Consider the following 13,284-nt stretch of genomic DNA (forward strand, 5'->3'; position numbering starts at 1 on the left):
ATAGGTTTATTATGACCAACCATGTGCCTTACGCACGTCGATCATGGCCGCTAAAATATCATTCCAGGTCTGTTGTTGCTCCATAACGGAATTGCTGAACATGCAGCCGTCCCAACATATGTGCTTGAACGCTTTGGTTAATTGGCCACCTGCATCTCTTAACCAGAATCCAGCATCTTCGGAAATGACCAATTTACCATTGGGATCCGTCGCTTGACAGTGCCGCCCTGTTTTATCATGACTTCCTGTGCCATGCACGGTTCCGTCATTTTGAGCCACGTGAAAATCAATCGTCCATGGGCGCAAAGCAGCCGTCAATTCTTTTAACGAAGCTTTCAAAATCTCGCGATTTTCCCAGTTATAATCTACGGGTAAAATGCGGTCTTCGGGGCAATTATATCCCATCGTATAAAGTAAGGTATGGGACATGTCCGCTTGGAATCCAATGTTTGGACGATCTACGGCCTCTAAGGTCTGAATCATATTTCGCCAGGAGTGCATGCCTCCCCAACATATTTCTCCTTCAGCAGCTAATCGCTCACCGAAATCTGCGGCGACGTCACAAGCTCTTTGGAAGGTATCCACAATTAACTTAGAATTTCCTTTCGGATCTTTGGCCCAATCTGCTACTCCCGCAGCAGAATCTATCCGGACAATGCCATTAGGACGAATGCCTAAATGGCGCAGTTCCGCACCTATTTCACAGGTTTTGCGCACCATATCCACAAAGGTATCGCGGGCATCTTTATCCCCCATCGCGTTCCCTGCCCAAATAGGAGCGACCAAACTCCCAATTTCTAAGCCATGAGCGGCCACTTTATCTGCTAGGGCTTTAGCGCCATCTTTCCCGCTTTCAATATCAAAGTGAGGAGGCAGCAAACCAATATCCACGCCATCAAACTTAACGCCATTAACTTCGGCGGCGGCTGTCATGGCGAGCATTTTATCAAGTGAAATTACTGGCTCTGAATCGGGGCCTTTGCCTACAATTCCAGGCCAAGTTGCATTGTGTAATTTAGGATACGTATTCATGTTTAAAATAGGTTATAATTTTAAATCTGGGTTAGCTGGGCCAAAATGTTTCAACATAACAATTGGGTCCGTAGAGGAATAATTCGTGATTTCAACACCGGCTTTTGCGGTAGACTCTGTGACAAAAAATTCATCGTTAGTTAATTGTCCGTACCGAATCATGGCCGGTGTCTCGATATTCCAGACCCCCATTTTACCATGCCCCTGCATCATAATTAAACCATAAGCGGCGGCATCCGTGATGGTAATTGTTTGGCCAGGAAATACGGTTAATTCTTTTGCGCTAAACGCATCTGATCGGTAGCATACCCATTTTTCAGAGTATCCTTGTGCCGCCATTTCTGCCTCATCCCGCACCGGAATCGGTTGCATAAAGCGCGTTTCTAATAAATTCGGATTCGTATTTAATTCCCAATCGATGACCTCCATCAATTGATCATAATTCCCAATATCCTCTTTGGGAGTACCATTCCACAATAACTCCTCTGGAATGACGGCTTCATTAACCAGCGACTGATACATCGCAAAAACATCGGATGCTTTTTGTGGCTCATAGGTACACATACTGCCCGGTGCGTGCAACATTCCCGGAGGAACATCCCAGCCCGTCCCAGGAATTAAAGGAAACGCCTGGGAATACATCGTAATTTTATTATCCCCTTTCGTGAAGTTCATCAAACACTCTTTGATTTGTTCCTTCGTCGTACCAGGAGCAATGCCAAAGAACGTATATGGGAAATCCCCACCATGGTTATTTAATTGCGGTGGGAAATAATAGGCCTCCGGCTTCCCTAACTGGCCTATTTTAGCGGCATGCTCATCATTGTGGTGAATGTGGTGAGGCAAAGGCCCCATGTTATCAAAAAACTTCGAATACATGGGCCACGATTTGTATTCATTCCACAAACGGTCACCGATCACCTCTCCTTTCAATTCTCCGATGACATCAATCAACAGAAGCTGTTCTTCTTTTCCACCTTCGGAATAAACAACGGCACTTAAGCCTTCGTTTTCACCAGTTAATGGACCGTTTTTAGCCGGAGTCGTAGAGGATAACCAGCGCTCATCAATTCCACCTCGAACACCACCGAGCACATAATAATCATCTGGATGTAATTTTATTCTTCTACCAGGCACGCAAAAAGACCTGGGAACCCAAGTGGGCGCCAAACGTAAAATACCTTTTCCTTGCGCAAGCGCTTTAGCTGCATTATTGCTCATTTGTCATGGTGTTAAATGTAAAAAATCTATATCCTCTTTTGACTTAGGTAAATTAGGCGCTAAAATACTTAGCATTAACGTTATTTCTTTTTTCTCCCCGGGGGCCAGCCTAGTTAAAGTGTTTGATTCTCGCGCGGCTTTTTGGCCAATGGGCGGGTTCGTGCCAGGTTCAATTCCTGTGACATACTCGTGTTCTGCAAAATGGTGCCAATTCGTCAAACAAGGTAATTCACGCTTATCAAATGTGATGCGCAGGCCTAGGTCTCTTTCTTTGTTCCAAAGTCCGCAATGAACTTTATGCTCGGCATCAGCCTCGGGATCAATGTAAATAACAGACTCCCCACTTCCTTGATGAAGCTCGAGTGGAGGTGGGCACTTCTTGATGTCCTTTACGCCTAGTAGTTGAGGATCTGATGCGACGCGGTGCGTCCCTTTCCAGATAATATCCGTGCCTTCGTCTACCAACGGCCAACCGAAATTAAAATGATACAAAAGCATCAGCGGCGCAGCGGTATTTCCTTCGTTAATTACCTCGTCATGGATTTGTAAAGCCGCTTCGCCTAACCTACCTGAAATGGTACGTTTTAGCGTGAGACAGGGCCCAAAAATTTTATGTTGGCGTATAATACCCGTAATCGACATATCCAGCGAGCCACTCCGCAAATCGGGTTGAACGATTGATATGATTTCAGCCGGTAAATTTCCTATAAAACCATGGACTCCTCGGTCCCCTGATTCGTCAGCCTCTGGACCACCCACATGATCAAGCCCACACGTAGCGAGCAGGCCACCACCAAAAGTACGTAGCCAATCAATCCCATGATTCGACATAGGCTGAGGAGCCGTAATTCCCACCGGGCTAATCCAAGCCAGGCTATGTTGGTTATAGAATGCATCCGCAATGTCCATGGCACGGTCAATGACCACTTTATAACGGAAACCCGTTCCGGTATCCATCCAAGCAATTCGAACACCCCGACCCGCCCCATTATCTAAAATGGACGTTTCGATGCCTCCTAATTGCCTGTGATTCGCTATTTTACCGGTCCAATGTGACATGTATGACGAACTTATTTCTTTTTAAATTGAGCATTACTCTCGCTTCCACCCGCGATTAAATAGGCCATTAGGTCTTTTAATTCGTCTGCATTTAGACTATTTATTAGTCCGGGTAACATACTTGAAACAGGAGAGTATTTCAATGAAATGACATTTTTCTTCAAAATCTTCTCCACCTGATCTGGTGCATAAGGGTTTTGAGAAACGTAATAGGCCATTTTATCCTGATTGGTTAATCGGCCTATTACCGAAGTCCCATTGCGCAGCATAAATTGCGTCGCGGCATATTGATCCGAAACGGTTTTGTTTGGATTTATGATGGCCTCTAACATATCTTTTTTCGAGAATCTCGTACCTAAATTAGTTAGATCTGGCCCTACGTTTCCCCCGCCTTCGCTTCCTAAAGCATGGCAACGAATACAGGTGGTCGCGGCATACATCGATTTTCCGTTTTGGAAATCACGGTCTATTAATGGTGCATCTAATAATGCTACCGCATCATCTAACTTCCATTGCTTTCCGGGACCTTTCGGGCTATCGACATTCATCACATCATTCCCACTCGCAGACAAGAGATCTGCACCGCCTAATTTGTCGAAGTAAGCCCGCTTACTTTCAACCACATTTTTTAAGGCTAATTTTCGTGCTCGATCAATGAAGCCCACATAACTGCGTCCGCCTGAAAATTGGAATGAATTTTTAAACCACTTGAAATAACGTTCGTGTAATTCGGGAGTCCAATTATTTTTAGCCGCGGATAACATGGTTGCCATGTAGGTTTGTTGTGCCGGCGGGATTTTCTCTAACATCTTAGCAATATCCGTTCCGTATTGTGGGTTACGCATAATTAAATCCGCAGATGAAGTGGCAGATTCCACCCGGTATGCCGTTGCGCTAGCCGTATCCTTTGTTTCCATTATTTTTAAGGTCCGCGCGATTACGTTAGGGGCCTCTAATGGAATGAGTAGGCGACTCAACGCTCGGTCCATATTCATGCGGTTTGATGGATATTTGGCATCAAATTTTGCAATGATTTTAGAGGACATCTGCGCATCAGGCATTCCTAGTCGCAACATCGCTAATTCGTAGGCACGCAATACATCTAGTGTTTGAGATTCAGAGAGCGCTTTGTTATCAATCGCTAATAAAGCGGCGTAAATCCCTGATTTAAACTCGGGCTTGCTTTGACGAATCAGACCGATAAGCGCCTGCGTTGCGGCAATCGGATCTTTTTCTGATAGGGCTTTATCTTTCCACTCGGCAACAGGCTGGTGCTCTAATGCCATACGAGCCGCATACCGAATAAAACGGTCTGGGTGTTTTAAATGTGGCCAGGCCATGGCTAAAGCGGCAGGATTAGGACCTTGATGGAATTGCTCGATTTTGCGGCGTAATTCATTTAACGGATTAGGCGCACCCACGATTGTTTTAGCGGAAGTTTCCTCCGGCCCCACGTAGGTTATGCGATATAAATCAGATTCAAGGCGACGACCGCCCGTCATGAAATATAAGTTGCCGTCTGGGCCAATAACTCCGTCAGTTAAAGGCAAAGGAATACCTGAAAATAACTCTTCCCGATCAGCTAGAAAGGTAGATCCCGAAGGCTTTAATTTAATGATGTGTCCGATGCCAAAAGTCCAGTCGAAAGCCAATAGGGATTTCTTGTATTTAGCTGGGAATTTAGCATCCCGTAAAGACAATAAACTCGTAGGTGACCCCTGTCCAATATTTAACACAGGAGGCAAGTTATCGGGGTAGGTGGTGGACCATTTACTATTACCCGTTCTCCAGCCATACTCACTACCACTCGTTACATGGCAAATACGCGTAGGTCGATACCAAGGTAAACCAAAATCCCACTCCATATCTGCATCATACACGAATAAATCCCCTGTTTCGTTAAAGGCAATATCAAATGCGTTCCGATATCCCGCACTGATTAATTCCCACTTCTTTCCTTCTGGATCAATGTTTGCAATCCAACCCCCTGGTGCATAACGATCATTTGCATGCCCCCGCGGATCTTTAATCAAAGGAAAAATATTGTCTTCTTGCCAATTTTTAGGCAAGCGATAGGCGTCCATTGGAGGGACATCGGTATGATTTCCTGAAATTAAATAAATCGATTTTTTATCAGGCGATAGAATAATGCTGTGCGGACCGTGCTCGCCTTCGCCTACAAATTCTTTCATCAACGTGATTTTGTCAAATTGATCATCCCCATCTAAATCTTGCACGCGATACAAACCGCTACCTCTAGGAGTAAAGTTAGAAGCAGTTCCACGAACCGCCCCCGGTTTAGTTGCACGTGCATTAACCATCACATATAAACTGTTGAATGCGTAAAGCATACCATGCGCGTTTCCGATACCTAAAGTATCAGCACCTTTACCAAATTTTAATTTCTCAATTTGTGGTTTCACGCTTTCAGCTCCTACGGCAGGAATCGTTAAGCGATACAAACCGCCATATTGATCTGAGCAAATCATTCTGCCCTTATCATCAAATGTCATGGATACCCAAGATCCGATGTTTTCATCTGATGGGCTAAGTAAATGTTCGATTTTAAACCCCGGCTGCAAACGGATTTTATCCAATTTTGAATCAGCCCCCTCTACGTGAGCAGGCTCAATTTTGAATAATTGGTTGAAGCCCAAACTTCCTAGACTAAGCAACACGACACTGGCGATTAAATACTTACGGATTGATTTCATTGCTATTTTAAATTTTTGATACGAATATTTTTAAACTCTACTTTCATGGGTGGCCCCACGTGTACTTGCACACCCAGCCAGCCAGAGGCTTTACCATTTATTTGATCTAAATCCGTCACGTCGCTCATCAAAATGCCGTTTACAAAATGTTGTAGACGCTTGCCTTTGATAACTAAGTGTACTTCATTCCAATCTTCTGATTTAATACTAGTTTTCAACGAATCTTTATTGCCTAAAGAGCCGGTTACCGTGCGGGGCAACCAAGCGTTATTTTGCGAAAATGCCCGTAAATTTGTTTTAATCGCCGCATCTGTTTGTTCATTCACAGATACAATTTCGCCTCGATAAGCCAAAGTCGTTCGACCCCTTTCCTCATAGTTTTGGCCCGTATACCTGATTTCACCATCGATATCAGCTTGATATCCTTTTAATGCAAAAGGCAAATCGGGCAGCAATTCCTCCGATCGATAATTAATTCCTGTATTGCCTCCTTTTGAAATTTTAAACTCAGCTTTTAGCTCAAAGTCAGTCGGTTGAGAATCCCGGTAAATTAAAAATGTATTCCGTTTTAATAAGGTTTGAGGCGTGATTTCGCCAATAATACTCCCATTTTCCACCCGCCAGTAGGCAGGATCTCCTTCCCATCCCTGCAAGGATGTTCCGTTAAAAATGGATTTAAACCCCTTCTCTAGCTGTTTGATCTGGCCAAAGCAGGGCGCTTGAATAGCCAGCAAAGACACAAACAGCCATATGAATTTATGACGATTAGTTTTCATTTTGAATAGGTTTAGAATTTCAAATTAGTTTAAAAAGTTTGAAAAATGGTTTATCGGCTTGAATTTTTTTGCTATAATTATACCACATATGAAAAACAGAACAGCACTTTTAGTACTATTTTTGCTAGCACAATTATCGCTTACTGCACAAGATTTTTTTGCTGGGGCCGCAACACGAACCATAAATCCTGATAAAGACTCTTTATACCTGGCAGGAGGGAAACCCAATCGACCTTTTATGGACGTGCATGATAACCTGTATGTCAAAGCTTTGGTGGTAAGCAATACTACCAATAATATTACCATTCTCACCTTTGATTGCATCGGATTATTGTATCCTCAATTACAAGAAATCCGATCTAGAATTAAATCCGAACTTCCTCTAATTGATCCTGAACATATTGTCATGTCATCGACACATACCCATTCCGGGCCAGATGTAGTGGGTATTTGGGGCAAAGATTTAGCGCATTCAGGTGTTAATGATAAACACATGCAGCTTATTGTGGACAGGGCGGTAGAAGCCATAAAGGAAGCTGCCCAAGCTAGAAAACCGGTAAGTATATCTTATGGAAATGGTTCTTTTGGAGAGGATTGGGTAAAGAATATTTCAGAGCCAGGGGAGCTGGACCGGTCGGTGAGTGTCATTAAATTCAGTGATCAAAATGGAAAGAATATAGCTACACTGACTAATTTTGCCTGCCATCCCACGATCATGGATGACACCAGCACGGCCGCAAGTTCGGATTATGTTTGGGGATATTATACCTATTTAGATGCAGCACAAGGCGGAGTAAATATGTTCCTGCAAGGCGCAATAGGGGGGTGGGTTCAACCAGAAGGCGTTCCTCATACCTACGATCAAGCAAAGTATTATGGAACTACGTTAGGGAAATATGTTTTCGAATTACCTAAAGGCAAGAACACGAGTAAAAATTTAGGTTTTGCTTCTGCTAAAGTTGACTTTCCTTTAGCGAATCCGGGTTTTCAAATGTTGTCCAAATCCGGGATCATTAAAAGAAACTTCGGAAAAACGGTCAGCTCTGAGATTGCTGTTTTTAGTATAGGAGAGGCTTATTTTGCAACCCATCCAGGAGAAACCAGTCCAGCATTAGGCCTTGCGACGAAGAAATTAATGAATAATAAGGGCCCCAAATTTGTATTAGGCTTATCACAGGATGCCTTAGGCTATATCGTCAAGCCAAGCTTTTTTGATTCAAGTAATAACATTCCCCACAGTAAATATCTGACGGGAATGAGTATTGGGCCAGAGACGATGGGAATCATTTTTTCTACCTTGAAAACGCTTATAAAATAAACTAAAGCCGAGGGAATTAAAACCTACGTTAATTCGAGGCTTTCTGAATCTTTCAAGCAAAAGGGGACCCACACTAGACAAGCCGATCGGAAACGATCGGCTTGTCTGTTTAGATGAATTGGCACTTTACAATCATTTAATGTTGATTTAACATTTTTTTAAAAAAGCCTCCAATTTTTTTGAAATTATCGATTTGTGTATTATAATTGTTGATTAAATAAAATAAACTCCTTAAACTAAACACCTTATGAGAAAAATTTTACTCTACGTTGTTGCGGTTTTTACAATGGCCCTCAGCTTTGAGGTTTCAGCGCAGCAGCGGGTGATTACCGGTACGGTAATTTCCGAGGAAGACGGTCTAGGTTTGCCAGGTGCAACAGTTCTCGTGAAAGGGACGTCAGTGGGTGCTACTACCGATAAAGGTGGTAAGTATTCCATTAACGTACCAGCGGGATCTAATGTATTGATTTTCTCTTTCGTAGGCCTTAAGGCTCAGGAAGGGACGATCGGTAACCAGTCCGTAGTCAATGTAACCCTTACATCTGATGCAGCGCAACTATCCGAAGTGGTAGTAACGTCTATCGGTATTGAAAGGGAGAAAAAAGCACTGGGTTACGCCGTAACTAAAGTAAGCAGTGCCCTATTGGAAAATCGTCCGGAAGCTGACGTTGCCCGCGTATTGCAGGGTAAAGTAGCTGGGGTAAACATTACCTCCACTAACGGTATGACAGGATCCGGTACGAACATGATTATCCGTGGTTATAAATCAGCAACGGGTAATAACCAGCCATTATTCGTGGTGGATGGGGTTCCTTTTAACACCTCTACGAATGCTCAAAATGGATTTACCGCAGGTGGTGCTACGACGTCATCTCGTTTCTTGGATATTGATCCAAACAACATCGAGAACATGTCTGTATTAAAAGGTCTTTCTGCAACTGTTCTTTATGGTGATCAAGGTAGAAATGGTGTAATTTTGATTACTACTAAATCTGGTGCATCTAAGAGAAAAGCGGCGAACGTAACCATCAATCAATCCGTATTTACGAACGAAGCGGCTTCTTTGCCTACTTACGGTACAGAATATGGTAACGGTTTCCAGCAGGCTCCAGGTTTCTTCTTCTCTAACTTCGGTCCGAGTATGAATACTGGCTTGCAGATTAATCACCCGTATGCTACTTCTTCTGTTGCCTCTGTACGTGAAGCATTCCCTCAGTTCTGGGTGGACGGCAAAGTAGGTGGCACGCCAGTGAAGTATGATTACAAGGCTTACAAGGACCCATCTCAAATCTTCTTTAGAAAAGGTTTGATCTCTAATACCTCTGTTCAAGTAGCAGGTGGTTCAGAGAAGACTGGTTTCAATGCAAGCTTTGGCTATACAGATGAAGAAGGTTTTACGCCAGGTAACGAATTGAAGAAGTATAACTTCGGATTAGGATTGAATTCTGCCATCAGCGACAAGCTTTCGGTAAAATCTTCCTTTACTTTCGCGATTACAGATCTAGATTCACCTCCTGCTAACGCATCATATGGTTCAGGTTCTGATATTCCGTCTGTTTTTGGACACGTATTGTTTACCCCACGTTCTGTGGATTTGGAAAACCTTCCGTACGAAAATCCGGTGGATAAAAGCTCTGTATACTTTAGAGGCGGTAACGATATCACTAACCCGAACTGGTTAGTTAGGTATTACAAGAACACTTCAGATGTGAAGCGTTTCTTTAACTCTACTTCTTTGAACTATGATTTCAATAACAACTTCTCTGTAACGTATCGTTTGGGACTAGACACCTACTCTGAATTACAAGAGATTTTGTATAACAAAGGAGGAGCTACGGCTAACTTAGCAACTAAAAACGGATATTATAGAACGATTAATATCAACAACACCATCTGGAATCAAGATTTGATCGTGAACTGGAAGAAGGAGTTTTCTGACAAATTCAGCATGAGTGTCCTACTTGGTGGAAACACTCGATTTGACTCTTACATACAATCAGGTGTTGCTTCTCAAGGCCAATTAGCTTTTGGGTTGTTTAGACACTCTAACTTTTCTACATCGTCCAGCAACGACGCTTATTCTGGCGGTACCATGAATTACGGAGTAGACGAGAGAAGATATGGTGTGTATTCTAATATTACGTTAGACTATTCTGATTACTTATTCTTGAACTTGTCTGCTCGTAATGACTGGACCTCGACTATAGAAAAAGAGAACAGAAGTGTCTTGTATCCAGGTGCATCTATTTCGTTCATCCCGACGACGGCATTTGATTGGAAATCTTCTAATTTGAATGACTTGAAGTTGAGATTTGGTTATGGTACATCGGCAGGTTATCCTAGCCCGTACACGACACGTAATGTACTATCGCAGGCTGCTAGAGCATTCGATGTAAATGGAGCAGTAACTACTACGCACTCTGTATCTAACACCTTGGGTAATCCTAACTTGAAGCCAGAGCTTCATGGCGAGGCAGAATTCGGTGTGGAAGCTGCTATGTTCAATAACAAGTTGCGTTTTGACGTTTCTATTTACGAGAAAAACACGACAAATTTGATCACGAATGCACCAATTGATCCATCTACAGGATTTACCTCAACTGCGATCAACATTGGTCGTATCAGAACTCGTGGTGCTGAATTCCAGGCAACTGCGACTCCAGTTTCTACTAAATCTGGTTTTGAGTGGAACTCTACCCTTAACTGGGCTACTTATAGAACCATGGTAATGGAATTAGGTAGTGGATTGGAAGAAGTAGTAGTTGCTGGTTTTACCGATTTAGGTAACTTCGCGGTTCCTGGTCAGCCTTTCAACATCATCAAGGGTATTGGTTTTGATAGAGATCCTGCTACAGGAAAGCCTATCATCCTTTCTTCTGGTGTACACAAGCCTACTAACGAGCCTGTGGTATTGGGTGATCCTAATCCAGCTTGGACCGGTTCATTCATTAACAGCTTCTCTTACAAAGGATTTACCTTAAGTGCAATGATGGAATACCGCCATAAAGGTGTGATCATGTCAAATACGGTAACGGCTACTTTAGCCCGTGGTGTAACGAAGGATCCAGTAGCTGATCGTGAAATGACCTTCATCATGCCAGGTGTAAGACAAGATGGTAATAATGCAGACGGAACGCCTCGCTACATTCCTAACGATCGTCAAATTACCGCAGCTGATTATTTCTTCTCTGGTTACCAGGGAGCTACTGATGAGCCGAACGTATTTGATGGATCTATGGTTCGTTTGAGAGAGGTTTCTTTAGCTTATAACTTGCCAAAATCGTTAATGGCTAAAACTCCATTCAAGAAAGCATCTTTCACATTGAGTGGTACTAACTTGTGGTTCCAAGCGCTTAACTTCCCACCAAACATGAACTTCGATACTGACGTATTGGGTACTGGTGTGGGTAACGGACTTGGATTTGATTTCGTAACTGGACCTAGCTCTCGTAGATTGGGTGGAACGTTAACTCTTACATTCTAACCCCAAACTGAAACAACAATGAAAAGATTTATATATGGACTGACGCTGGCTGCCGGAATGGTTTTTGCTACGTCATGTACGGAGAAACTGGACGAACTATTGGAAAACCCGAATGCAGTTAACGCAACTACTGCATCCCCTGATTTTCTTTTGAACAGTATCCAGCTTAACTACCAAAGTTTATGGTATGGTGTGTCAGATCGTGGGGCGCGTTTAACGCGTCAAATCAACCAAGGATCTGCCTTGTATGAAGCAGCTTATTCAGCTGGTTCTACGAATGGTACATGGTCTAATGCCTATGCGAATGTTCTGGCAGATGTTGAATTTTTGTTGCCTTTGGCTCAAAAGTCAAATCTTCAGCGTCACATGGGTATAGCTAAGACAATCAAGGCGATGGTCTTGATGGATTTAGTAGATACGTATGGTAGCGTTCCTTTCACTGAGGCATTGAACGCATCCAATTTCAGTCCTAAGACGGATGATGGACCTTCCATCTATGCCGCTGCATTGAAATTGTTAGATGAGGCTTCTGTTCACTTTACGGCAACTACTTCTAGCGGTACTCCTAACGATTACTTCTACGCTAGAAATTATACCCGTTGGAATAAGTTAGTCAATACACTTAAGTTAAAGCATCACTTGAATACCAAATTAGTGAATGCAGATGCTTCTAAGAATGCAATCAACGCACTGATTGCAGCAAATGCACTTATCGGAACTGGCGACGATTTCGTCTTCCGTTTTGGTACTACTGCAGCGGATCCAGATTCTAGACATCCTAAGTTTGCTGGTCAGTATACTGCCGGTGGTGGTGACTACCAGTCTACGGATTTCATGCACCATTTAACGGTGGAAAAAGGTTTTGATGATCCTCGCGTGCGTTACTACTTGTACCGTCAAACTTTGACGAATACGACTAACGTAGACGAGCAAGAGTGTATCTCTCAGATCGCACCTCCTCACTACTTAGTAGGAAACTATCCTTATTGTAATCCTGCGGGTAACAAAGGATACTGGGGTCGTGATCACTTAGATCCAGACGGTATTCCACCAGATGGTTTGAAGCGTACTGCTTATGGAGTATTCCCATCGGGTGGTCGTTTTGACAACAGTTCTGGTGCTCCTGTAGCAAATCCTGCTTTGGGCAATAAAGGTGCTGGTATTCACCCTATCATGTTAGCTGCTTATGTTGACTTTATGTTAGCTGAAGCTGCTGTCACTTTGGGAACTACGGGTACTCCTAAGACTTTGTTACTTTCTGGTATCCAGAAACACATGGACTATGTTCGTGCGTTTGCAGTAGCAGGTGCTGAAGGAGCTACCATTTCAGCTTTTGAACCATCAGCTACGTTCACTTCTCGTGTGACCAACTACAAAAAATATGTTGAAACACAGTTTGATGCTGCGTCTACTAACGATACTAAAATGAACGTCGTAGGTAGAGAGTACTGGTTGTCGCTTTATGGTAATGGTATGGAAGCTTATAACTTGTACAGAAGAACGGGTAAGCCAAATCGTATGCAGCCAGGATTGGAATCGATAACAGGATCTTTTGTAAGATCATTCTTGTATCCTAACAACTACATGGTTACAAATACCAAAGCAGTTCAGAAAAAGGATTTAGCGACTCAAGTGTTTTGGGATAAGAATCCTGCATCACCGTGGATTTATTAACCTTAA

At 43.1% G+C, this 13,284-nt stretch carries 8 protein-coding genes; 3 read left to right on the plus strand and 5 right to left on the minus strand.

Annotated elements, in window-relative coordinates:
* Window positions 1–9: 9 nt before the first annotated feature.
* From ACST14_RS09090 to ACST14_RS09110, 5 genes are read right to left on the minus strand one after another with little or no spacing between them, the layout of a single operon-like run.
* Window positions 10–1,032 (minus strand): sugar phosphate isomerase/epimerase family protein, encoded by a 1,023-nt coding sequence (locus ACST14_RS09090; protein WP_459462790.1) that lies wholly within the window; start codon window positions 1,030–1,032, stop codon window positions 10–12.
* Window positions 1,033–1,044: 12 nt separating this feature from the next.
* Window positions 1,045–2,253: a class I mannose-6-phosphate isomerase gene (locus tag ACST14_RS09095; protein ID WP_459462792.1), complete on the minus strand. Its 1,209-nt coding sequence runs from the start codon at window positions 2,251–2,253 to the stop codon at window positions 1,045–1,047.
* Between the two features lie 3 nt (window positions 2,254–2,256).
* Window positions 2,257–3,312, minus strand: coding sequence for an aldose 1-epimerase family protein (locus ACST14_RS09100; protein WP_459462794.1), 1,056 nt, complete (start codon window positions 3,310–3,312; stop codon window positions 2,257–2,259).
* An 11-nt stretch (window positions 3,313–3,323) separates the two neighbouring features.
* A complete protein-coding gene (locus tag ACST14_RS09105) occupies window positions 3,324–6,026 on the minus strand; it encodes a c-type cytochrome (protein WP_459462796.1) in 2,703 nt (900 codons plus the stop codon).
* 2 nt (window positions 6,027–6,028) lie between these two features.
* Window positions 6,029–6,802 carry a 3-keto-disaccharide hydrolase gene (locus ACST14_RS09110; RefSeq protein WP_459462798.1) on the minus strand — a complete coding sequence of 258 codons (774 nt, stop codon included), beginning with the start codon at window positions 6,800–6,802 and terminating at the stop codon, window positions 6,029–6,031.
* A gap of 88 nt (window positions 6,803–6,890) precedes the next feature.
* Between ACST14_RS09110 and ACST14_RS09115 the strand changes: the two genes are divergently transcribed.
* The 3 genes from ACST14_RS09115 (at window position 6,891) to ACST14_RS09125 (ending at window position 13,278) form a co-directional block, all read left to right on the plus strand.
* The gene (locus ACST14_RS09115) at window positions 6,891–8,120 is read left to right on the plus strand and encodes a neutral/alkaline non-lysosomal ceramidase N-terminal domain-containing protein (RefSeq protein WP_459462800.1); all 1,230 of its coding nucleotides are present in this window, start codon (window positions 6,891–6,893) and stop codon (window positions 8,118–8,120) included.
* Between the two features lie 247 nt (window positions 8,121–8,367).
* On the plus strand, window positions 8,368–11,604 hold the full coding sequence (locus tag ACST14_RS09120; protein WP_459462802.1) for a SusC/RagA family TonB-linked outer membrane protein: 3,237 nt from the start codon (window positions 8,368–8,370) through the stop codon (window positions 11,602–11,604).
* An 18-nt stretch (window positions 11,605–11,622) separates the two neighbouring features.
* Entirely contained in the window at window positions 11,623–13,278 is a 1,656-nt protein-coding gene (locus ACST14_RS09125; protein WP_459462804.1) for a SusD/RagB family nutrient-binding outer membrane lipoprotein, read from the plus strand.
* Window positions 13,279–13,284: the final 6 nt, after the last annotated feature.

Source organism: Aquirufa sp. A-Brett2-15D (genome assembly GCF_054558735.1).

What these genes read in the sequence shown, in the direction of transcription:
- ACST14_RS09090 (WP_459462790.1), bottom strand. Translation starts at nt 1,032, where the DNA reads ATGAATACGTATCCTAAATTACACAATGCAACTTGGCCTGGAATTGTA.
- ACST14_RS09095 (WP_459462792.1), bottom strand. Translation starts at nt 2,253, where the DNA reads ATGAGCAATAATGCAGCTAAAGCGCTTGCGCAAGGAAAAGGTATTTTA.
- ACST14_RS09100 (WP_459462794.1), bottom strand. Translation starts at nt 3,312, where the DNA reads ATGTCACATTGGACCGGTAAAATAGCGAATCACAGGCAATTAGGAGGC.
- ACST14_RS09105 (WP_459462796.1), bottom strand. Translation starts at nt 6,026, where the DNA reads ATGAAATCAATCCGTAAGTATTTAATCGCCAGTGTCGTGTTGCTTAGT.
- ACST14_RS09110 (WP_459462798.1), bottom strand. Translation starts at nt 6,802, where the DNA reads ATGAAAACTAATCGTCATAAATTCATATGGCTGTTTGTGTCTTTGCTG.
- ACST14_RS09115 (WP_459462800.1), top strand. Translation starts at nt 6,891, where the DNA reads ATGAAAAACAGAACAGCACTTTTAGTACTATTTTTGCTAGCACAATTA.
- ACST14_RS09120 (WP_459462802.1), top strand. Translation starts at nt 8,368, where the DNA reads ATGAGAAAAATTTTACTCTACGTTGTTGCGGTTTTTACAATGGCCCTC.
- ACST14_RS09125 (WP_459462804.1), top strand. Translation starts at nt 11,623, where the DNA reads ATGAAAAGATTTATATATGGACTGACGCTGGCTGCCGGAATGGTTTTT.